We start from the raw sequence: 21821 nt of genomic DNA, 5'->3' as shown, positions 1-21821 counted from the left end.
AGGCCGGGCTGCCGGCCATCGGCAGGCATAACATTCAAGGTGGCGGCCGGCAGGCCGCGCCCATCGCAGGCATCGAAACAATGAAACTGGTAGACGAAGCAGAAATCGAAGTGTTCGCCGGCAACGGCGGCAACGGCTGCATTGGCTTCCGTCGCGAGAAGTTCATTCCGCTCGGCGGCCCGGACGGCGGCGACGGCGGTGCGGGCGGCAGCGTGTACATCCGCGCCGACGAAAACCTGAATACCCTGGTCGACTTCCGCCATGACCGCATCTTCAAGGCGCAGCGTGGCGAGAACGGCATGGGCCGCCAGGCCTACGGCAAGGGCGGCGAAGACCTGACCATCACCGTGCCGGTCGGCACTGTGGTGATCAACGTTGCCACCGATGAAGTCATCGGCGACCTGACCCAGCACGGCGACCGCCTGCTGGTGGCCAAGGGCGGCCGCGGTGGCCTGGGCAACATGCACTTCAAGAGCTCGACCAACCGCTCGCCGCGCCAGGCGCTGCCGGGCGAGCCGGGTGAGGAGCGCACGCTGAAGCTGGAGCTGAAGCTGCTGGCCGACGTCGGCCTGCTGGGCTTCCCCAACGCCGGCAAGAGCACCCTGATCCGTGCCGTTTCGGCGGCGACGCCGAAGGTGGCCGATTACCCGTTCACCACGCTGTACCCGAACCTGGGTGTGGTGAAGGTGGAAAACTACCGCAGCTTCGTGATTGCCGACATCCCGGGCCTGATCGAAGGCGCGGCCGACGGTGCCGGCCTGGGTGCGCAGTTCCTGCGCCACCTGCAGCGCACCCGCCTGCTGCTGCACCTGGTGGACATCTCGCCGATGGAGGGTGGGGTGGAAGGCATTTCCCCGGTCGAGCAGGTGCGCGCCATCGAGCGCGAGCTGGAAAAGCACGATCCGGAACTGCTGCAGAAGCCGCGCTGGCTGGTGCTGAACAAGGCTGACCTGATGTTCGAGGATGAAGCGAAGGCTGCGGCCGAGCAGATCGTCGCCGACCTGGGCTGGAAGGAGCCGTGGTTCCTGGTCTCCGCGCTGGGTCGCGAAGGCACCTTCCCGATCATGAGCCGGATCATGGCCTTCTTCGATCGCCAGAAGGAAGAAGAGCAGGAAGCCCGCGACGCGCGTTAATGCTGTTGTGGTTCCATGCGAAAAACCCGGCTTCGGCCGGGTTTTTTTTTGTTCCCCGGTAGTGCCGGCCGCTGGCCGGCATTCCTCGGGGTTGCCGGCCAGCGCCCGGCACTACCGGATCGCGCGGACCCCGTGGATCGCTGGCAACAAAAAACCCGGCCGGGGCCGGGTTCTTGTCTGCTGCCCGGCCCCTAAGGGCAGGGCGGCAACGCCGGATCAGGCGGCCTTGAGGGCCTTGATGCGGTCGTTCAGGCGGCTCTTGTGGCGAGCAGCCTTGTTCTTGTGGATCAGGCCACGCGCGCTGAAGCGATCCAGAATCGGCTGGGCAACGGCGAAGGCGGCTTCGGCGCCGGCGGCATCGTTGGCGTCCAGCGCCTTGATCACTTTCTTGACAGCGGTGCGCAGCATCGAGCGCTGAGCCACGTTGCGCGCGTTGCGCACGACGGTCTGCTTGGCGCGCTTCTTGGCGGACTTGATATTGGCCACGGTGGTGGTTTCCTGAAAAAATCGGTGTTATGGGAACAGCAAGCTAGCTAGTATGATGGCGTAAGAAATGCACGTCAAGTCGATTGTCAAGAGGGACGCTGAGTGAGTTCACCCAAGTTGTTGCGGGGCCTGCTGTCGTTCAGCAGCATGACCATGGTCTCGCGCGTTCTCGGACTTGTCCGGGACTTCGTGGTGACCACCACGTTCGGCACCAACGCCATCACTGATGCTTTCTGGGTCGCCTTCAGGGTACCCAATTTCCTGCGGCGTTTGTTCGCCGAAGGCTCTTTCGCCACCGCTTTCGTGCCCGTGTTCACGGAAGTGAAGGAGACCCGCAGCCACGCCGAGCTGCGTGAACTGATGGCCCGCACCGCCGGCACCCTGGGCGGGGTGCTGATGCTGGTCACTGCGCTGGCGCTGATCTTCGCGCCGCAGCTGGCCTCGGTCTTCTCCAGTGGCGTTGATACCGATCCGGTCAAGCAGGGCCTGCTGGTCGACCTGTTCCGCCTGACCTTCCCGTTCCTGTTGTTCGTGTCGCTGACCGCCCTGGCCGGCGGCGCGCTGAACAGCTTCCAGCGCTTCGCCATGCCGGCGCTGACCCCGGTCATCCTCAACCTGTGCATGATCGCCGGCGCGCTGTGGCTGGCCCCGCGGCTGGGCGGCACCCCGGAAAAGCAGATCCTGGCGCTGGGCTGGGCGGTACTGGCTGCCGGCATCCTGCAGCTGCTGTTCCAGCTGCCCTCGCTGAAGGGCATCAACCTGCTGACCCTGCCGCGCTGGGGCTGGAGCCATCCGGGCGTGCGCAAGGTGATGACGCTGATGGTGCCGACCCTGTTCGGCTCCTCGGTGGCGCAGATCAACCTGCTGCTGGACACCGTCATCGCGGCCAAGCTGACCGATGGCTCGCAGTCCTGGCTGTCGCTGGCCGACCGCTTCCTGGAGCTGCCGCTGGGCGTGTTCGGCGTGGCGCTGGGCACGGTGATCCTGCCGGCGCTGGCCCGTCACCACGTCAGCACCGACCGCGAAGGCTTCTCGCGCTCGCTGGACTGGGGCCTGCGCATGACCCTGCTGATCTCGGTGCCGGCCATGCTGGGCCTGCTGCTGCTGGCCGAACCGCTGATCGCGACCATCTTCCAGCACGGCCAGTTCAGTGCCTTCGATACCCGCATGACCGCGCTGTCGGTGTACGGCCTGAGTTTCGGCCTGCCGGCGTTCGCCCTGCTGAAGGTGGTGTTGCCAGCGTTCTACGCACGCCAGGACACCAAGACCCCGGTGCGCGCGGGTGTGGCCGCGCTGGTGGCCAACATGGTGTTCAACTTCGCCCTGCTGGCGGTGCTGTACCAGGTCATGGTGCCGGACGAGCTGAAGGCGCAGGGCGTGATGGCGGCCATCGGCAAGCAGCCGGGCCTGCATCTGGCGCTGGGCATTGCCAGTGCACTGTCCAGTTACCTGAACCTGGGCCTGCTGTGGTACTGGCTGGGCAAGACCGACGTCTACCAGCGCCGGCCGGGCTGGGGCGGCTATCTGCTGCGACTGCTGCTGGCCTGTGCGGCCATGGTTGGTGTGCTGCTGGCCCTGCTGCACTGGCTGCCAGGCTTCTCGGCGATGAGCGTGTGGGAGCGGATCGGCAGCCTGTCGCTGCTGGTCGGCGGTGGCGGTGCCACCTACGCGGTAGCCATGCTGGCGATGGGCTTCCGCCCGCGCGATCTGCGTGGGCATTGATCGCGGCTTGTGGCGGCTATACTTCAGGGTTACACCATTGAAGCGGCGGCCCCGGTCGGGCCGGAACGAGAGTTGATGAGCAGGCTGTTCAGAAGCGTCGAGGGCGGGGGGTTGTTCCCCAACGGAAGCGTGGTCTGTATCGGTGCATTCGACGGCCTCCACCTGGGCCATCGTGCGCTGGTCCGCCACGCGGTTGCCCGCGCGCGCGCCTTGGGCGTGGCCGCCGTGGCCGTGGCGTTCGAGCCGCTGCCGCGTGAGTTCTTCGCCCAGGGCACACCGCCGCCGCGGCTGACCCTGGCGCGCAGCAAGGTCGAGATCCTGCGCGAGCTCGGTGTCGATGCGGTCGGCCTGCTGCGATTCGACGCGGCGATGGCAGCGATGCCGGCCGAGGCCTTCGTGCGCCAGTTGCTGGTCAAGCGCCTGAGTGCGCGTGAGGTCTGGATCGGCCCGGAGTTCTGCTTCGGCAACCGCCGCCGTGGCGACCTGGCTCTGCTGCAGAAAATGGGTGCCGAACTGGGTTTCACTGCGGGCGAAATTGAAGCGGTCGACCTGCATGGCGAACGCATTTCCAGCACCCGCATCCGCCAGCTGCTGCAGCAGGGCGACTTCGCCCGTGCCAACGACCTGCTGGGCCGTCCGTACGCGATCAGCGGCCGGGTGGTGCGCGGGCGCCAGCTCGGCCGTACGCTGGGCTTCCCCACCGCCAACCTGCGGTTCCCGAAGACCCCGGCGCTGTCGGGCATCTACGCGACCTGGGTGCATGGCGTGTTCGACCAGCCGTGGCCGTCAGTGTCCAGCTTCGGCACCCGCCCGACGGTGGAGGGCGTGGAGCCGCTGCTGGAAGCCCACCTGTTCGATTTCCAGGGCGACCTGTACGGGCGCCACATCGATGTGGAGTTCGTCGCCAAGCTGCGCGACGAAGAGAAATTCAATGATCTGGCGGCGCTGACCGACCAGATGCACCGCGACGCCGAACAGGCGCGCGCCATCCTTTCCGAACATAGATTGCGAGCCACTGCGTGAGCCAGGACTACAAGACCACCCTGAACCTGCCAGCCACCGAATTCCCGATGCGCGGCGATCTGCCCAAGCGCGAGCCGGGCATTCTGGCGCGGTGGGAAGAGCAGGGGCTCTACCAGCAGCTGCGCGACAACGCCGCCGGCCGCCCGCTGTTCGTGCTGCACGATGGCCCGCCGTACGCCAACGGCCGCATCCACCTGGGCCACGCGGTCAACAAGATCCTGAAGGACATCATCGTCAAGTCGCGCTACCTGGCCGGCTTCGATGCGCCCTACGTGCCGGGCTGGGACTGCCATGGCCTGCCGATCGAGATCGCGGTGGAAAAGAAGTGGGGCAAGGTCGGCACCAAGCTCGACGCCGTTGAATTCCGCCAGAAGTGCCGCGAGTTCGCCGAAGAGCAGATCAACATCCAGCGCGTGGACTTCAAGCGCCTGGGCGTGACCGGTGACTGGGACAACCCGTACAAGACCCTGAGCTTCGACTTCGAAGCCAACGAGATCCGTGCGCTGTCCAAGGTCGTGGCCAACGGCCACCTGGTGCGTGGTGCCAAGCCGGTGTACTGGTGCTTCGACTGTGGCTCGGCGCTGGCCGAGGCCGAGATCGAGTACCAGGAAAAGGAATCGCCGGCGATCGACGTGGCCTACGCCGCACGCGATGCGCAGGCCATCGGCCAGGCGTTCGGCGTGAGCGTGCCGGCCGACGTGGACGTGGCCGTACCGATCTGGACCACCACCCCGTGGACGCTGCCGGCCTCGCTGGCGGTGTCGCTGGGCGCGGAGATCACCTACGTGCTGGCCGAAGGCCCGGCGCACCACGGCAAGCGCCGTTGGCTGGTGCTGGCTGCGGCGTTGGCCGAGCGCGCGCTGCAGCGCTATGGCGTCGAAAACGTGGTGCTGCACGGTGAAACCACCGGTGCGGCGCTGGAGAACCAGCTGCTGGCGCACCCGTTCTACCCGGAGCGCGAGATCCTGGTGCTCAACGGCGACCACGTCTCCGACGAGGACGGTACCGGTGCGGTGCACACCGCCCCCGGCCACGGCCAGGAAGACTTCGTGGTCAGCCAGAAGTACGGCCTGCTGGACAAGTACAACGCCGGCCAGGTGACCCCGATCGACGGCCGTGGCGTGTACCTGGAATCGACCCCGCCGGCCGGTGACGTGGTGCTGGCTGGCCAGCACCTGTGGAAGGCGCAGGAGGCCATCGTCGGCGTGCTGCGCGACAACGGTTCGCTGCTGGCGTTCCATCCGATCCGCCACAGCTACCCGCACTGCTGGCGCCACAAGACGCCCGTGGTGTTCCGCGCCACCCCGCAGTGGTTCATTTCGATGGACAAGGCCAACCTGCGCAACGATGCGCTGGCCGCCATCGACACCGTCGGCTGGTTCCCGACCTGGGGCAAGGCGCGCATCCAGAGCATGGTCGACGGTCGCCCGGACTGGACCATCTCGCGCCAGCGCACCTGGGGCGTGCCGATCGCACTGTTCACCCACCGGCAGACCGGCGAGATCCATCCACGTTCGGTGGAGCTGATGCAGCAGGTCGCCGACCGCGTCGAAGCCGAGGGCATTGACGTGTGGTACTCGCTGGATGCCGCCGAACTGCTGGGCGCTGAAGCCGCCGACTACGAAAAGGTCACCGACATCCTCGACGTCTGGTTCGATTCGGGCGTGACCCATGAAGGCGTGCTCGCCGCGCGTGGCTTCGGCAAGCCGGCCGACCTGTACCTGGAAGGTTCCGACCAGCACCGCGGCTGGTTCCAGTCCTCGCTGCTGACCGGCGTGGCGATCGACAAGCGCGCCCCGTACAAGCAGTGCCTGACCCACGGCTTCACCGTGGACGAGCACGGCCGCAAGATGTCCAAGTCGCTGGGCAACGGCATCGAGCCGCAGGACATCATGAACAAGCTGGGCGCGGACATCCTGCGCCTGTGGATCGCCTCGGCCGACTACAGCAACGAGATGTCGCTGTCGCAGGAGATCCTCAAGCGTAATGCCGATGCCTACCGCCGCCTGCGCAACACCGCACGCTTCCTGCTCGGCAACCTGGACGGTTTCGATCCGGCCCAGCACCTGCGTCCGCTCGACCAGATGGTCGCGCTGGACCGCTGGATCGTGCATCGCGCGTGGGAGCTGCAGGAGAAGATCAAGGCGGCCTACGACGGCTACAACATGGCCGAGATCGTGCAGCTGCTGCTGAACTTCTGCAGCGTGGACCTGGGCTCGCTGTACCTGGACGTGACCAAGGATCGCCTGTACACGATGCCGACCGATTCGCACGGTCGCCGTTCGGCACAGAGCGCGATGTACCACATCGCCGAAGCGTTCACCCGCTGGGTGGCGCCGATCCTGACCTTCACCGCCGACGAGCTGTGGGGCTACCTGCCGGGCGAGCACGCCGGCCATGTGCTGTTCACCACCTGGTACGACGGCCTGGCGCCGCTGCCGGCCGATGCCCAGCTCAACGCCACCGACTTCGACCAGCTGCTGGCTGTGCGCGAGCAGGTGGCCAAGGTGCTCGAGCCGATGCGTGCCAACGGCGCCATCGGTGCCGCGCTGGAAGCGGAGATCACCATTGCCGCCAACGAGGAGCAGGCCGCGAAGTGGCAGCCGCTGGCCGATGAACTGCGCTTCCTATTCATCAGTGGCGACGTGCAGGTGCGCCCGGCGACCACCGACGAGGTGTTCGTCAGCGCCCAGCCGACCACCAAGGCCAAGTGCGTGCGCTGCTGGCACCACCGCGCCGACGTCGGCAGCAACGCCGACCATCCGGAACTGTGCGGCCGTTGCGTGAGCAACGTGACCGGCGCCGGCGAAGTGCGGAGCTGGTTCTGATGGCCGCGCCCCGTCCGCATCCGAACGCCCTGGTCTGGCTGCTGCTGTCGGCCGCCATCATCGGCCTGGACCAGTGGTCCAAGGCCTGGGTGCTGTCGAGCCTGCCGGAGTTCCAGCCGGTGGTGGTCATCGACGGCTTCTGGAACTGGTACCGCACCTACAACACCGGCGCCGCGTTCAGTTTCCTGAGCGACGCCGGTGGCTGGCAGAAGTACTTCTTCACCGCGCTGGCGATCGCCATCAGCGGCCTGATGGCGTGGTGGCTGCGCGGCACCGCGCGCGGCAACTGGAAGGCCGCGGTGCCGTATGCGCTCATCATCGGCGGCGCCATCGGCAACGTGATCGACCGCCAGGTGCACGGCCACGTGGTCGACTTCATCCAGTGGTACGTGGGCAGCTACACCTGGCCCTCGTTCAACATCGCCGACTCGGCCATCGTGGTGGGTGCCATCGGCATCGCCCTGTTTGGCCTGTTCGACGGCAAGTCCGCCAAAAAGGCGGATAATGCCAATCCGAAGCCGTAAGCCGGCCGCTGCCGGGAGATTGAACTGATGGATGTGCTGCTCGCCAACCCGCGTGGTTTCTGTGCCGGTGTCGATCGTGCGATCGAGATCGTCAAGCGCGCGATCGAAACGCTGGGCGCGCCCATCTATGTTCGCCATGAAGTGGTGCACAACCGCTTCGTGGTCGACGACCTGAAGCAGCGCGGGGCGATCTTCGTCGAGGAACTCGACGAAGTGCCGGACAACAACACGGTGATCTTCAGCGCCCATGGCGTGTCCCAGGCCGTGCGCCAGGAAGCCGAGCGCCGTGGCCTGAAGGTGTTCGACGCCACCTGCCCGCTGGTGACCAAGGTCCACTTCGAAGTCGCCCGCCACTGCCGTGCCGGCCGTGACGTGGTGCTGATCGGCCACGCCGGTCACCCGGAGGTGGAAGGCACCATGGGCCAGTGGAACCGCGAAGCCGGCACCGGCCAGATCTACCTGGTGGAAGACGTGGAGCAGGTTGCCACGCTGCAGATCAACCAGCCGGAAAACTTCGCCTACACCACCCAGACCACGCTGTCGGTGGATGACACGCGCGGCATCATCGATGCGCTGCGCGAGCGTTTCCCGGCGATGCAGGGCCCGAAGAACGACGACATCTGCTACGCCACGCAGAACCGCCAGGATGCCGTGCGCGATCTGGCCAAGCGCTGCGACCTGGTGCTGGTGGTCGGTTCGCCGAACAGCTCCAACTCCAACCGCTTGAGCGAGCTGGCCCGCCGTGAGGGCGTGGAGTCGTACCTGATCGACGGCGCGCACGAGATCGACCCGGCATGGGTGGCAGGCAAGCAGCACATCGGCGTGACCGCCGGCGCCTCTGCACCGCAGGTGCTGGTCGATGGCGTGCTGGCGCGCCTGGCCGAACTGGGCGCCACCGGCGTGGGCGAGCTGGACGGCGAACCGGAATCGATGGTGTTCGCGCTGCCGAAGGAACTGCGCCTGCGCCTGGTCGACTGACCGGGAAGCGCCTCATCCACGCATGGCGTGGATCTACTGGAACTGCTCTGGTGGGTGCGAACTGGCACACGGTGGGTGCAAACCAGCACAAGGTGGGTGCGAGCCGGCATAAGGTGGGTGCGAGCCGGCACAAGGTGGGTGCGAACCTTGGTTCGCACGCTTTTTCGCACGCAAGGATGGGCGGCCCGCCCATGACCTTTGGCCATGGGGCAGGGCACGTTACAGGCCTAGCATCGGAAGATTCTCCGCTGTTGGAACCTGCCCGATGAAGACCCGAGCCTTGGCGATGTCGTTGCTGTTCGCGCTGGCGGCCACGCCTGCACTGGCGCAGACCTCGCCACCGGCGAACGCTGAGGCCCCCGGCCTGCTGCGCATCGATGTCGACGCGCGCGATCTGGCCCGGCGCATCTTCAAGGTGACCGCTACGGTGCCGGCCAAGCCCGGCCCGATGACCCTGCTGTACCCGCAGTGGATTCCCGGCAACCATTCGCCCACCGGCCCGATCGACAAGTTGGCCGGCCTGCGCGTGACCGCCAACGGCAAGCCGCTGGCCTGGCAGCGTGACCAGTTCAACGTCTATGCGTTCAAGGTGAACGTGCCCGAGGGCGTGAGCGAGATCGTCGCCCACTTCGACTTCCTGTCCTCGCAGGGCGGCAGCCAGGGCCGGGTGGTGATGACCCCGGAAATGCTCAACCTGCAGTGGAACGCCAATTCGCTGTATCCGGCCGGCGTCGATGCGCGCAACCTGCAGGCGCAGGCCAGCGTGACCCTGCCCAAGGGCTGGTCGTTCGCAACCGCGCTGGAAACCGCGCGGCGCGACGGTGACACCGTGGTGTTCAAGCCGATCTCGTATGACCATCTGGTCGATTCGCCCTTGTTCGCCGGCGAGCACTACCAGCGCATCGATCTCGACCCGGGCGCGAAGGTGCCGGTGCACCTCAATGTGTTTGCCGACGACGCCAAATCGCTGAAGCCGAGCGAGGCACAGATCACCATGCATCGCGCGTTGGTGCAGCAGGCCGACAAGCTCTACGGTGCGCGCCACTACAACCACTATGAGTTCCTGCTGGCGTTGACCGACCGTCTCGGCGGCATCGGCCTGGAGCATCACCGCTCCAGCGAGAACAGCGCCGATCCGGGCTATTTCACCGAGTGGGACAGCAACGCGTGGATGCGCGACCTGCTGCCGCACGAGTACACCCATTCCTGGAACGGCAAGTACCGCCGTGGCGCCGATCTGGCTACTGCCAATTTCAACGTGCCGATGGGCGACAGCCTGCTGTGGGTGTACGAGGGCCAGACCCAGTTCTGGGGCCAGGTGCTGGCCGCACGCTCGGGGCTGTGGTCGGTCGCGCAGGCGCGCGACATGCTGGCCAACGTGGCCGCCACCTATGACCGCGGCCGCCCGGGACTGGCCTGGCGCCCACTGCAGGACACCACCAACGACCCGACCATCGCCCAGCGCCGCACGTTGCCCTACCGCAACTACCAGATGAGCGAGGACTACTACTCCGGCGGTCAGATGCTGTGGCTGGAAGTGGAGGGCAAGCTGCGCGAACTGAGCGGCAACCGCCGCAGCCTGGACGACTTCGCGCGTGCGTTCTTCGGCGTCGGCAATGGCGATTGGGACGTCAATCCGTACACCTTCGATGATGTGGTCGCGACCTTGAACGGCATCGCGCCGTACGACTGGGCGACGTTCCTGCGCGGGCGCCTGGACGGCCACGGTTCGTTGACCGGCGGCCTGGAACTGGCGGGCTGGAAGCTGGTTTACCGCGATACCCCGAACGACGCCTACAAGGCGCAGGAAAAACGTGCCAAGGCGGCATTGCTGGCCTATTCGCTGGGCGCGACCGTGCTCGACAGCGGTACGGTTGGCGATGTGATCTGGGACAGCCCGGCGTTCAACGCCGGTCTTGCACCGGGCATGAAGGTGATCGCGGTTGGCGGCCGTGAGTACAGCAGCCAGCGCTTGAAGGATGCAGTGGCGGCCGCAGCAAAGGACAAGGCGCCGATCGTGCTGCTGGTGAAGCAGTTCGACCGCATCGAAACGATGAGCATCGCCTACCACGGTGGCCTGCAGTACCCGGTGCTGGAGCGTATCGCCGGCAAGCCTGACCGCCTTGCAGAATTGTGGAAGGCCCGATGAAGCCGCGCGCCCGCGATGGCGTGATCCTGCTGATGGCGATCCTGGCCATCGTCGGCGCGTTCCTGCACGGTGACGGGCGCTGGCTGCATTGGCTGGCCAAGCCGACCACCACGCTGCTGATCGCTGCCATCGTCTGGCGCCTGCATGATCCCACACAGCCGTTCTATCGACGCGCGGTGCTGGCCGGCATGCTGCTGTCGTGCGTGGGTGACATCGCGTTGATGCTGCCGATGGATGCGTTCGTGCCGGGCCTGGTCGCGTTCCTGCTGGCCCACCTCTGCTACATCGTGGCCTTCCGCGACGGCCTGCGTGCCGGACGTGGCCTGCTCGCCGCCAGCGTCCTGCTGGCGACGTTTGCCGTGCTCAACGTACTTGGCCTGTGGCCGCACCTGCCCGCACCGATGCGCATTCCGGTGCTGGCGTATGTGGTGGTGCTGGCCTCGATGGCGGTGCTGGCACTGGCACGCCAGTGGTGCCGGCCACAGCCCGCTGCCGTGGAAGCCAGCAGCGCGCGCTGGGCGGCCGCCGGTGCGCTGCTGTTCGTCGCCAGCGATTCACTGCTGGCCTGGGACCGCTTCGCCGGCGGTCTGCCGCTGGCCAGCCTGCTGGTGCTATCCACGTACTACGGCGCGCAGTACGCCATCGCCCGCTCGGTGAAATAGAAAAAGGGGACGGAGGGGATTAAGTCGCAATCCGCACCAAGGCACATACGACTTAATCCCCTCCGTCCCCTTTTTTTGTGGCCTATCGGCGGTTCACGCCGCGCAGGGTGCCCTGCGCATCGAACTGCAGGCGCACGGATTCGCGGTCACCGGCGACGTCATCCGGCAGCCACACCAGCTTGCCGCCTTTGCGCACGATCACGTAGACGTGGCCGACTTCGGATGCGGGGTTCTGCAGCGCGTTGCGTTGTTCCTGCAGTGCCTGCGCCACGCGCGACACGGCCTCGAAATCGATGCTGGCCAGGGGTGTGCTGCTGCGCTGCAGGCTGATGGTCGGCGCGAACTGCTGCGGGTTCACCGGATTGCCCTTGCGCCACTGGCCACGTTCGAAGTGGTAGCTGTCGACGTGGCCCGGCTGTTGCGGGTCGACCAGATCGAGGTTGATGCGGCCATCGTCATAGAAGTGGATGCTGTGGAACACTGTCAACCGCTGTCCGGCCAGCGCTGGCAGCTGCTCCAGTGCCTGGCGGGCAGCCAGCAGGTAGTCCGCATCGAACAGGCGATTGTTGCGCTCGGGCGCCGCAGCGGTACTCGCCGCGGGGAAGGCGGCCGGGGACGGCACAAGCGATGCGGGTTGCTCGCGCGACGACTGAGACGGGACGGAGGGTGGCAACCGGTCCGGCTGTACCGAATGCCCCAGCGTTTCGCTGATGGTCTGCAGGGCGCCGCCGGCAACGGCCACGCCCGCCAGAACCAGCAGCAGTACCAGGAACACGGTGTGGGTGGAGGGCGGCTGTTTCATACGCCCTCCAGGCGCACGTTGCCACGGTCATCCGGGTCGTACAGCAGGGTCACGTTTTCGCGCGGGATGTTGGCTAGATCGATCAGCGGGATGAAGCGGCGCACGCTCACCTGCTGCACGCGGCCGTCGCGATCGGTGTACTCCAGCTGGAACTCCACCTGCGGCTGTTCGTTGAGGTAGGTGCCGGTCTGACGCACCTTCAGCACCCTGGCCTCCACGCCGATGCCGCGGTACTTCAACGCGTCGCCGCGCGCATCAGCCTGCAGCAGGCGGCCAAGCAGGCGCAGCCCCAACATGTACCCACACAGCACCAGCGGGCACACCAGCAGCGGGTGGCCGAAGGACAGGAAGGTCCAGCCAAGGCCCTCGCTCTGCAGCCGGTAGGCCGCCACATAGGCAGCGGCTACCAGGACGATGCAGAGCGCTGCGCCGATGCTTCGCCGCCACAGGCTGGCGACATCCAGTTCGGGCTGGGCACCGTCCAGTACCACGTTCGGGAACGCGCCCGGCACCCGGCTCAGGCGTGCATCGACGTGCCTGCCGACGCCGAAGCGCTGCAGTTGCGGCTTGCTGTCGACCACCAGCAGCTGTTCGCGGATCGGCGTGCCGGACAGGTTCTTGAAGGACAGCTGCAGTTTCCATTGCGCGAAGCCACGCACCTGTACGCCGGTCTGTTCAGCGTGTTCGATCAGCGCATCGCGCGGTTCGCCATCGGCGAGGATCGAGCGGACGCGATGCAGGGCGCGCGGTGGGCCGAGCAGCAGGAAATGCAGGAACGCGAACAGCAGAGAGAGCCATGCAGCCAGCGACAGCACAAGCAGCAGCAGGGACAGCCATGGCGCGCTGCGATCAGCCAGCGCCACCGGCCAGGAGGTTCCGAAATAGAGGATGCAGGGGAAGGGCAACGCGAAGAACAGCAGGAACGCGCCCCAGAACCAGAGATAGGCTTTCATGGGGAAGGTGGCAGACCGGTGGAACAGGCCGCGTAGCGTACTACGCTCAGCGGAACTGCAGGGTAAGCAGGTAGTAGCGACCCAGTGGATCGTCCAGCCCCGGCATCTGCCCACCATTGCCGACCAGGTAGTTCACCGGTTGCGCATCAAGCACGTTGTGCACGTCCAGCGCCGCGATGACGCGTGTGCCCAGGCGGCGCGCCAGGTGCAGGTTCCAGCGCAGCTGCCGCGGATTCATGCAATGGTTCTGTTCGATCTGCCGCTGCGGGCACTCGGCGCCGGGCAGCCATGCGCGGGTGCGGCCCACCTGGTTGCCGCGCAGGGCGATGTCCCAGTTGCTGTTCTGCCATTGCACGTTGAGGACCGCCGCCATCTCGGGCGTGACATGCCCGCGCAGGTCGATCGCCGGCTCGTGGTCCCGACGGCGGCGCAGCTCCTGCTGCTTCAGCGCGTCCAAGGAGAACAACCACTGGCCGGTGCTGCCGGTGTCGACCCGGTATTCGCCACGCAGCACCCAGTTGCGGGAAGTGGTGCGGCCGATATTGTCGAACGACAGGCGGAGGCTGCTCAGGTTGCCATCCTCATCCAACTGCCAAGTGTCACGGTTCCACACGGCATCGGCCGGCTGCAGCGCGAGGATCTCGTTGCGCAGCTCGACGATGTTGTGGGTCAGCGAAAGCGAGAACGCATCGCTGGGTGACCAGGTCGCCGCCAGCGAATGGCTGCGTGAGCTCTCGGCCTTGAGCGCGTTGTTCTCCTCCACATCCGCAGTGACCACACAGCGGCCGTCCGGCTCGCTCTGTGCACAAGGTGGCAGTGCGCTTGAGACGGGCAGGGTAAGGGTACCGAACTGTCCTGGCGGGCGGCGCTGTTCGAACAGGCTGGGCGCGCGATAGCCGCGGCCGCTGGCCAGCAGGAACGACCAGTGCGGTGTTGGCGTCCAGCGCAGGCCGGCACGGGGCGAGAATGCCGTGTAGTCGCCGTCGTAGTCCCAGCGCGCGGCCAGGTCCATGCGCAGTTCCGACGTGAGTGGCAGGCCCAGTTCCGCATACGCGCCGCCACTCTGCCGCGACAGGCGCCGCTGCTGCTGCGGCAGCCCCAGTGCCAGATCGCCCTGGCTCAGCAGGGTGTCCGGGTGCGACGTCCAGCGTTCATGGCGCAGATCGATGCCGGTAGCCAGCTGCGCATTGCCGCCCCGCATCGGCATCAATGCGCGCTGTATGCCCCACCAGCCCTGCCACTGCTCGGTAAGTCCACGGTTGCGGATCGATGGGAACAGCGAAGTGGCTTCATCGGCGGGCAATGCATCGAAGCCTGGCAGGAACCTGAGCGACTGCGCCGCCTCGATGAACGGTTCGGCGCGCACGGTGCCCGGCGTGGCCAGGGTGACGTCGCTGCGCTGCGCGCTGATGCCGGCGTCCCAGCTGTGGCTGCCCTGGTCCCGGCCGATGCCCAGGGTGAGATCGGCGTCGGTGGCACGGACCTGGGGACGCACATTGCCGGCTTCGCGCAGGACACTGTTGAAGGTGTAGCCGTACAGGCCGAGGGCGACGGCGGTCGGGCCCAGATCGAAACGCTGCCGGTTGTGGCTGGCGCGGGCTTCGGCATAGACGTAGCGTCCCTGGCCACGCTCATGCCGGTAGCGCAGATAGGCCGAGGCGGTATCGGAGGCCGGTTGAAGCGAACGAGGGCGCGAACTGTCGAACCAGCAGGCGCCATTGCGTCGTTTCAATGGTCCGTCGCAGCGCGTAGCGGGCCAGTAGTCGCCATCGCGGAAGGCGCCGATCAGGTACTGCGACGTCTCCGCGTGCCAGTCACGCTGGTCCCCCGCCAGGTGATCGACGCGATGCAGGTCGATGCCTGCGAACCAGCGGTCGCCGCTCCCGCGCAGGCCTCCGGTGGCGGCCTGCACGCGGTACTGGCCAGCGTCGCCACGACTGCTCAGACCGGTCTGCAGCGTTGCCTCCGGGCCGTCGGCCTGGTCGCGGAGGATGATGTTGACCACGCCGGACATGGCATCGGCACCGTAGATGGCCGATGCACCGCCGCGCACCAGTTCGATGCGTTCGACAAAGCTGAGTGGAATGCCGCCCAGGTCGGTGAGCCCGCCCTGTTCCAGGGACACCATCGGATAACGGGGCAGGCGCCGGCCATTGGCCAGGAACAGGGTGGCGCGCGGTCCCATGCCATCCAGGCTGGTGGTGGCGGCCGCACCGACAGGCAGGTACTGCGAATCGCCACTGCGTGCGCTGCTCATCGCTGGCAGCCCGTTCATGCCCGGCAGGTGTCGCAGCAGGTCGAACAGGCTGCCGTAGCCACTGCGCAGGATATCTGCGCGATCGATCGTGGTCACCGGCAGGGTGGTCTGCACGGAGGTGCGCGGCAACCGGCTGCCGGTGACATGGATCGGCGCCAGGTCCACCTGGGGGGGCGACTGCGGGGGCATGCGCGGGCGCGGCGCCACCGTTGCCGGAACCGGCGGCGCGACGGCGGGCGCGACGCGGATGCGGCGGACCACGAAGCCACCGGACGGTGTTCGAAGGATGGTCACCGGCATGCCGGCGACCAGCTGTTTCAGGGCCGATGCTGGATCGGCCTGGCCATGGGTGCCGTTGGCATGGAGCCCCGCCAGTTCCCGGGCATCGAACACCAGAGCGATGCCGCTTTGCCGTGCCCATTGCTGCAATGCCGAGGGCAACGGGCCAGCGTTGATGCGGTAGTCGTGGGTGGCAGCCGGATCGCCTGCGAGGGCGGCAGGCGGCGCGGCGACCAGCAGCGCCAGGCACAGCAGGGGGCGGAGCAGCCCCCACTGCAGCGCGCCTGGTCCTGCCATCACCGCAGGCCTCCTCAGTACGTGCGGCGCAGTTCCAGCGCGCCATCCGGGCGCGTCTGGCCAGCAATGGACCAGCCAAGTTCCAGCGCGGACAGCAACTCCTGTGCGTCGCCTGCGCGGAACGTGCCGCTGACTGCCAGATCGGTGATCTCCGGGTCGGCGATCACCAGCGGTGCATGGCCATAGCGGTTCATGCGTTCGACCACGATCGACAGCGGGGTGGCATCGAAGACCAGCTGCCCATGCAGCCAGCCCTCGGCGGCTGCCGTGGAGGACAGCGTTGGACCGGGCTGGATGCGCCCGGAGGGGAGTACCTGCAGTTGCTGGCCAGGGGCCAGGGTGTGCTGGGCGGCGCCGTTGCTGACTTCCACCGCACCCTCCAGCAGCGCGACCTCGACCAGGCCATCGTGCAGGCGCTCGACCTGGAAGGTGGTGCCGATATCGCGGATGGTGCTGGTGCCGGCGCGCAGCTGCAGTGCTTTGTTCGATGGCGCGACCTGCAGCTGCAGGCGGCCGCGTTCGAGGTCCAGCTCGCGGTGGCGCCAGCCAAAGCGTGCGTGCAGCGTCGTGCCGGCATCGAGCGTGGCTACGCTGCCATCGGGCAGGGTCAGCCGCTGCGCCTGATGCGTGTCATTGGCAAAGCGCTGCGGGGCTGGGTTGCCATCCACCGCTACCATCCAGCCCACGCCGATGGCCAGGCAGATACCAGCGGCCGCGGCCGCGGCAGGCAGCCAGCGGCGTCGGGCAGGCCGTGCCGCACGCGCCGCAGCCGTCCGCAGCCATGGGTCCGCAGCCAGGCCCTGGCCCTGCTGGAAAAGATCTTCGGCCTGCGCCCAGGCTTTGACATGGGCAGGGTCTTCAGCCAGCCAGTCTTCGAACGACTCGCGTTCGGCAGGGGTGCAGTCCGGGGCCTCCAACCGCGCCACCCAGGCGCTGGCGCGTGCGAACAGCGAGGCGTCTTCCGTGTGCCGGTGGCTGCTCATTCGGTATCCCCGTCGTTGTGCAGCGGATCCGGTCCCAACTCCTGGCGCAGGCCCTGCAGGGCGCGGGCGATGTGTTTTTCCACGGTCTTGGCTGTAATTCCACAGTGCCGCGCGATCTGCGTATAGCTCATGCCGGTGATCCGGTTGAGCAGGTACACCTCGCGCGCACGCTCGGGCAATTTGAAAAGGGCCTGCCGCAGCAGGGACAACATCTGCCCGGACTCTGCCTGGCGCAAGGGGTCCGGCGACGGGCTGGTGGGCTCGTCGTGACCATCATGCTCGGCCAGTGACAGGTGCGGTCGCGACTGCGGCGATCGGCCGCGATCGGCCAGGCGATTGCGCGCGATACGATACAGCAGCAGGCGCAGTTCGTCGGTGCCGTGCGCGCGATAGCGGATCAGCCGCTCCATGCAGTCCTGCGCGATGTCCTCTGCATCCTCCGGCCCGACGCCCCGTGTGCGCAGGAACGCGCACAGTGGCGCGCGTTCCTCGCGTACGAACGCGATGAAGGCGTCCGCAGGCGCGGGTGGCTCCGGCGCGTGGTGGATCAGGGGGGACGGAACGGACAGGGCTGGCCTCGGCTGACGTTGGCGGGTGCGCCTTCGAGTTTTACGCGACGATGACCGGATGGGGAAGAGTGTGTGGTGCCCCTCTCTCATTGTGAATGCATTCATTTTTTCCGGCCGACCGGGCTGGGGGAGATTCCGGCGCTTTGCCGTTTGACTCCTTACCCGCGTGTTGCGGGTGGAGAGAGAGAACGTATGAAGCATTCGAAGTTGAGCCTGGCCCTGGCCGGGCTGATCGCCGTTGGCGCCATCGCGGCGGCTGATGACGTCATGGCAATGAGTTATCACGTGCAGGGGGATCGCATCTTCCTGAGCGGCGGGGTGACCTACGCCGATGTGGTGTCGTTGCCCGCCTTGCTGGCCAAGGCACAGGCCGAGGGCCGGCCGATCCGCGAAGTGGTGCTGCGCACCTCCAATGGTGGCGCGCTGATCGCCGGCGAGTGGCTGCAGGGCGTGATCCGCACGTCCGGCCTGAACACCATCGTGTCCGGCCACTGCATTTCGTCCTGCTCGATCATGCAGTCCGGTGGCGTCGAACGCTATCTGGCCGGTGATCTGCCGATCGTCGATTCGGTACAGATCCACGCGGCCAGCAACAGCGGCAAGGTGATCTACACGCCATCGCCGCGGATGACCCAGATCTACACCGGCAACTACGGCGGCGGCATCGATGCCGGGCTGCTGCACAAGGCCATGTATGAAGTCGTGCAGCCCAACGGCCTGCTGGTGTTCCGCGATCCGGCGCGCACCACGGGTGCCTCGGTCACTTTCGATCCTGATGGCAGCGGCAGCAAGCTGGAGTCGTTCCCGGGCCAGGACATCTACAGCAACAGGGTCATCACCGCCAAGGGCTACCGCGATCCGGGCGATACATTGAATGTCACCGCCAACGTGAGTGGCGACATCAATCCGGGCTACCTGCGCACCGGTCGCCAGCTGCAGACCTTCGTCGATGATGACTTCGCGCGCTGGAACACCAACTGGCAATCCAGCTACATCAACCTGGCGCAGAGCATCTACAACGCGTCCAGCAATGGTCCGCAGGGCATCGGCGCGAACTCGGTACAGGACTACCAGAACGATCCGTACTACAAGGCCCTGCTGCTGTCGAAGCTGCGCCTGGGCGATCTGGATGCGTCCACGCTGGACAACTCCATGGGCGTGATCCGCGTGACCAATGGCGCGACATGGCGGACCTCCGCGACCACCGGTGCCGACTTCATGCTGGTCGACAACGGCACCATCGCGCTGGAAGGCGGCGCCCTGCGCGCTTCGGAGGTGCGGGTAATGGGCGCAGGCATGCTGGTCGGCAATGGTGACGTGGCCGGCACCGCTATGGAACTCAGTGCGCTGGCCAGCGGTACCCGCCCGTCCTGGCGCGAGGACGGCTTCAACCGCCTGCGCGTGTACGGGACCCTGATGCCGCGCGGCGGCGATCTGGTCACCCATGGCTACGTCAACATCATGCCGGGCGGGAAGGTGCTGTTCGATGTGACCGAGAACGGCGGGGCGGGCAGTGGCCGCCTGCGTGTAGGCAGTTTCTTCGACAGCAAGCAGACCGACGGCGCGCTGGTGATCTCCAAAGGGGCCTTCCTCGAACTGGACGTGGCGCAGGGTTACTACGGCCAGGACTTCCGCCGTGACCTGGTGCAGGGCCCGATCTACCAGGGCGGCTTCGAAGAGGTCGTGCGCCTGGGTGACACCGGCTACAGCGCCAGCATCACCGGCGGCGAAGTGTTCCGCCCGCGCCACAACTCGCTGCTGAGCTTCAACGTGAAGCAGGCCGCTGACGGCCTGTGGCTGACCGCCAACCCGGGTTTCGACCAGATGGGCCTGTTCACCAACGGCACTTCCGGCGATGGCTTGGGCCGCGCGCTGGCGACTGCTTCCGATCGCAGGGATGGTGGCCTGAAGTCGCTGCTCGGCGCCCTGCAGTTCGCCGACCGTGATGTGATCGCACAGCAGGCCGGTGCCCTGCGCGGTGACGCGCACGCGACCCTGCGCCTGGCCGACAACGCATTGGTGGGCAGCATCGGCAACGTGGTGCAGCAGCACCAGGCCGCGATGCGCAGTGGCGGTGATGCCGACGGTCTGGCCTCGCAGGCCGCGCAATCGGTGTCGGCGCAGCCGGGCATGCGCCACGGCAGCCTGTTCAACCAGCTGGCCATGCATCTGGTCGAGCCGGCGGCGGGTGGCGGTGAAGGCAGTGGCTCTGGTCGCAACCATGGCCTGTGGGCGCGCGGTTTCGCCAGCCACGGCCGCATCGATGCCGACGGTGGCGTGGCAGGCTTGAGCCATAACATCGGCGGCATCGTCGTCGGCGCCGATACTCGCGTTGCCGATGACCGCGTCACCCTGGGCGTCAGCGTGGCCGCGGCGGATATGTCGACCAAGGGCCGCGACGGCTCCGACTTCAGTGGTGACGTGCGCGCGCTGGACGTGGGTGGCTACCTGGACGCGACCTATTCGCGCGGCTATCTCTCGGCGGCGGTGCGCTACACAGACCTGCGTCACGACACCCGCCGCAGCGTCAGCGGTATCGATGGCCTGCAGCAGCCGCTGCGTGCCAAGTACAGCAACGATGCGATCTCCGCGCGGGTGGAGCATGCGTTCTCATTCACCACGGGCAAGGGCCTGGCGATCCAGCCGCTGTTGCCGGTGGTGGACTACGCGCGTACCTCGGCCACGCGCTTCAATGAAGGGCAGGGCGCGGGTGCACTGGTCGGTCGCAGCGGCAGCCTGGAGAGCATCCGCGTGGGCGCCGGCCTGCAGCTGTTCAGGACCTTCGAAGGCAACAACGGCGAGCGCATTACCCCGCGTGCCCGCGTGGTCTGGCAGAAGGAACTGGGCGACTCGCAGGCGCGCTACAGCACCGGCTTCGCCGCAGCACCGGATCTGGTGTTCGGGGCAAGCAGCCAGGCCGTGGGCGAGCAGGTGCTGGCCTGGAACCTGGGCGTGACCAGCCGCGCCAGCGAACGCCTGTCGATCATGGCCGACTACGTGGGCGAGCGTCGTGACGGGCAGATCCAGAACGGCGTGATGCTGGGGCTGGGTTACAAGTTCTGAGTGGCACAGGGCACCGGCGATGTTCGCATCGCCGGTGCCATCCCCACGGACGCGTGGCTGCGGTATGGTCGGCATGGCATTCCATCCAGGTTATTCCATGCAGATCGCCGTCTTCAGCGCCCGACCCTACGACCGTCGCTTCCTGGACGAAGCCAACCTGCGTGAGGCGGCGGGGCAGGGTTACACGTTCGTCTACTTCGATGCCGCGCTGGATGTGCATACCGCAGCGCTGGCACAGGACTGCGCCGCGGTCTGCGCGTTCGTCAACGATCGGCTGGATGCGCAGGTGCTGCGCGCGCTGCACGCGTTGGGCGTGCGTGCGGTGCTGCTGCGCTGTGCGGGCTTCAACAATGTGGACCTGGCCGCTGCGAAAGCGTTGGACCTGTTCGTCGCGCGGGTGCCGGCGTATTCGCCCGAAGCCGTGGCCGAGCATGCACTGGCGCTGGTGATGACCCTCAACCGCCAGACCCATCGTGCCTACAACCGCGTGCGCGAAGGCAACTTCATGCTCGACGGACTGCTTGGACGGACCCTGCATGGCCGCACGGTCGGCATCGTCGGTACCGGCAAGATCGGCCTGGCCACCGCGCGCATCTTCAAGGGCATGGGCTGCACGGTGCTGGGGCACGACCCGTATCCGTCGGCGGCCTTCGCAGATATCGGCGAGATGGTGGCGCTGGATGAACTGCTGGCGCGCGCTGACATCGTCTCGCTGCACTGCCCGCTGACGCCCGATACCCAGCACCTGATCAATGACGCCTCGCTGGTGCGGATGAAACCGGGCGCGATGCTGGTCAATACCTCGCGCGGCGGATTGGTGGATACCCATGCAGTGATCCGCGGGCTGAAGTCGCGCCGGCTCGGCCACCTGGCCATCGACGTGTACGAGCAGGAAAGCGCGCTGTTCTTCCAGGACCTGTCCGGCGAGATCATCGACGACGAGGCCTTCCAGCGCCTGATGACCTTCCCCAACGTGCTGGTGACCGGCCACCAGGGCTTCTTCACCGTGGAGGCGCTGCAGGAGATCTCGGCGATCACGCTGGGGAACCTGCAGGATTTCGCGGCTGGGCGGGTGTGTGCCAACCGGGTAGAGGCGGACTGAGCCGGGTGGAT

General features: G+C 66.9%; 16 protein-coding genes. 10 read left to right on the top strand and 6 right to left on the bottom strand.

What is annotated here, in order from left to right:
- Positions 1–80: 80 nt before the first annotated feature.
- The gene (cgtA, locus tag AC5P60_RS03130) at positions 81–1133 is read left to right on the top strand and encodes an Obg family GTPase CgtA (protein WP_483692941.1); all 1053 of its coding nucleotides are present in this window, start codon (positions 81–83) and stop codon (positions 1131–1133) included.
- Positions 1134–1349: 216 nt separating this feature from the next.
- Here the strand turns inward: cgtA and rpsT are convergent, their stop codons facing one another.
- Positions 1350–1619 carry a 30S ribosomal protein S20 gene (gene rpsT, locus AC5P60_RS03125; RefSeq protein ID WP_005408560.1) on the bottom strand — a complete coding sequence of 90 codons (270 nt, stop codon included), beginning with the start codon at positions 1617–1619 and terminating at the stop codon, positions 1350–1352.
- A gap of 117 nt (positions 1620–1736) precedes the next feature.
- On the opposite strand from rpsT, the gene murJ reads away from it, so the two are divergent.
- The 7 genes from murJ to AC5P60_RS03090 all read left to right on the top strand — a co-directional run bounded on the left by murJ (position 1737) and on the right by AC5P60_RS03090 (position 11505).
- Positions 1737–3341 (top strand): murein biosynthesis integral membrane protein MurJ, encoded by a 1605-nt coding sequence (gene murJ, locus AC5P60_RS03120; protein WP_032965638.1) that lies wholly within the window; start codon positions 1737–1739, stop codon positions 3339–3341.
- A gap of 75 nt (positions 3342–3416) precedes the next feature.
- Positions 3417–4364 (top strand): bifunctional riboflavin kinase/FAD synthetase, encoded by a 948-nt coding sequence (locus tag AC5P60_RS03115; protein ID WP_049404718.1) that lies wholly within the window; start codon positions 3417–3419, stop codon positions 4362–4364.
- Positions 4361–7192: an isoleucine--tRNA ligase gene (gene ileS, locus AC5P60_RS03110; protein ID WP_161772104.1), complete on the top strand. Its 2832-nt coding sequence runs from the start codon at positions 4361–4363 to the stop codon at positions 7190–7192. Before AC5P60_RS03115 ends, ileS begins: the two co-directional genes overlap by 4 nt.
- Positions 7192–7716 (top strand): signal peptidase II, encoded by a 525-nt coding sequence (lspA, locus tag AC5P60_RS03105; protein ID WP_005408564.1) that lies wholly within the window; start codon positions 7192–7194, stop codon positions 7714–7716. The genes ileS and lspA overlap by 1 nt, the downstream gene beginning before the upstream one ends.
- Positions 7717–7743: 27 nt before the next feature.
- Positions 7744–8694: a 4-hydroxy-3-methylbut-2-enyl diphosphate reductase gene (gene ispH, locus AC5P60_RS03100; protein WP_005408565.1), complete on the top strand. Its 951-nt coding sequence runs from the start codon at positions 7744–7746 to the stop codon at positions 8692–8694.
- Between the two features lie 265 nt (positions 8695–8959).
- Positions 8960–10843, top strand: a complete 1884-nt coding sequence (locus AC5P60_RS03095; RefSeq protein WP_483692940.1) for a M61 family metallopeptidase — start codon at positions 8960–8962, stop codon at positions 10841–10843.
- Positions 10840–11505, top strand: a complete 666-nt coding sequence (locus tag AC5P60_RS03090; RefSeq protein ID WP_483692939.1) for a lysoplasmalogenase — start codon at positions 10840–10842, stop codon at positions 11503–11505. Before AC5P60_RS03095 ends, AC5P60_RS03090 begins: the two co-directional genes overlap by 4 nt.
- Positions 11506–11587: 82 nt before the next feature.
- On the opposite strand, the gene AC5P60_RS03085 is transcribed toward AC5P60_RS03090, so the two are convergent.
- The 5 genes from AC5P60_RS03085 to AC5P60_RS03065 are packed head-to-tail and all read right to left on the bottom strand — an operon-like array spanning position 11588 to position 17582.
- Entirely contained in the window at positions 11588–12307 is a 720-nt protein-coding gene (locus AC5P60_RS03085; protein WP_049454949.1) for a hypothetical protein, read from the bottom strand.
- Positions 12304–13260, bottom strand: coding sequence for a hypothetical protein (locus AC5P60_RS03080; RefSeq protein WP_049449974.1), 957 nt, complete (start codon positions 13258–13260; stop codon positions 12304–12306). Before AC5P60_RS03080 ends, AC5P60_RS03085 begins: the two co-directional genes overlap by 4 nt.
- Before the next feature lie 46 nt (positions 13261–13306).
- Positions 13307–16093: a TonB-dependent receptor domain-containing protein gene (locus AC5P60_RS03075; RefSeq protein WP_483692938.1), complete on the bottom strand. Its 2787-nt coding sequence runs from the start codon at positions 16091–16093 to the stop codon at positions 13307–13309.
- A gap of 14 nt (positions 16094–16107) precedes the next feature.
- Entirely contained in the window at positions 16108–17076 is a 969-nt protein-coding gene (locus AC5P60_RS03070) for a FecR family protein (protein WP_049404725.1), read from the bottom strand.
- On the bottom strand, positions 17073–17582 hold the full coding sequence (locus tag AC5P60_RS03065; RefSeq protein ID WP_080052359.1) for an RNA polymerase sigma factor: 510 nt from the start codon (positions 17580–17582) through the stop codon (positions 17073–17075). The genes AC5P60_RS03070 and AC5P60_RS03065 overlap by 4 nt, the downstream gene beginning before the upstream one ends.
- A gap of 255 nt (positions 17583–17837) precedes the next feature.
- Here AC5P60_RS03065 and AC5P60_RS03060 point away from each other — a divergent pair, with 255 nt between their 5' ends.
- Together AC5P60_RS03060 and AC5P60_RS03055 are read left to right on the top strand one after the other, a co-directional pair.
- Positions 17838–20708: an autotransporter domain-containing protein gene (locus tag AC5P60_RS03060; RefSeq protein ID WP_495201677.1), complete on the top strand. Its 2871-nt coding sequence runs from the start codon at positions 17838–17840 to the stop codon at positions 20706–20708.
- 97 nt (positions 20709–20805) lie between these two features.
- Entirely contained in the window at positions 20806–21810 is a 1005-nt protein-coding gene (locus tag AC5P60_RS03055; protein ID WP_483692936.1) for a 2-hydroxyacid dehydrogenase, read from the top strand.
- The last annotated feature ends 11 nt before the right edge of the window (positions 21811–21821 follow it).

It is taken from the genome of Stenotrophomonas sp. YJH_SMC_120, assembly GCF_059368675.1.
The sequence above is the reverse complement of the archived record's forward strand: the minus strand, read 5'-3'. Positions and strand labels throughout refer to the sequence as shown.

What these genes read in the sequence shown, in the direction of transcription:
- cgtA (WP_483692941.1), top strand. Translation starts at nt 81, where the DNA reads ATGAAACTGGTAGACGAAGCAGAAATCGAAGTGTTCGCCGGCAACGGC.
- AC5P60_RS03115 (WP_049404718.1), top strand. Translation starts at nt 3,417, where the DNA reads ATGAGCAGGCTGTTCAGAAGCGTCGAGGGCGGGGGGTTGTTCCCCAAC.
- lspA (WP_005408564.1), top strand. Translation starts at nt 7,192, where the DNA reads ATGGCCGCGCCCCGTCCGCATCCGAACGCCCTGGTCTGGCTGCTGCTG.
- ispH (WP_005408565.1), top strand. Translation starts at nt 7,744, where the DNA reads ATGGATGTGCTGCTCGCCAACCCGCGTGGTTTCTGTGCCGGTGTCGAT.
- AC5P60_RS03095 (WP_483692940.1), top strand. Translation starts at nt 8,960, where the DNA reads ATGAAGACCCGAGCCTTGGCGATGTCGTTGCTGTTCGCGCTGGCGGCC.
- AC5P60_RS03090 (WP_483692939.1), top strand. Translation starts at nt 10,840, where the DNA reads ATGAAGCCGCGCGCCCGCGATGGCGTGATCCTGCTGATGGCGATCCTG.
- AC5P60_RS03085 (WP_049454949.1), bottom strand. Translation starts at nt 12,307, where the DNA reads ATGAAACAGCCGCCCTCCACCCACACCGTGTTCCTGGTACTGCTGCTG.
- AC5P60_RS03080 (WP_049449974.1), bottom strand. Translation starts at nt 13,260, where the DNA reads ATGAAAGCCTATCTCTGGTTCTGGGGCGCGTTCCTGCTGTTCTTCGCG.
- AC5P60_RS03075 (WP_483692938.1), bottom strand. Translation starts at nt 16,093, where the DNA reads ATGGCAGGACCAGGCGCGCTGCAGTGGGGGCTGCTCCGCCCCCTGCTG.
- AC5P60_RS03070 (WP_049404725.1), bottom strand. Translation starts at nt 17,076, where the DNA reads ATGAGCAGCCACCGGCACACGGAAGACGCCTCGCTGTTCGCACGCGCC.
- AC5P60_RS03060 (WP_495201677.1), top strand. Translation starts at nt 17,838, where the DNA reads ATGAAGCATTCGAAGTTGAGCCTGGCCCTGGCCGGGCTGATCGCCGTT.
- AC5P60_RS03055 (WP_483692936.1), top strand. Translation starts at nt 20,806, where the DNA reads ATGCAGATCGCCGTCTTCAGCGCCCGACCCTACGACCGTCGCTTCCTG.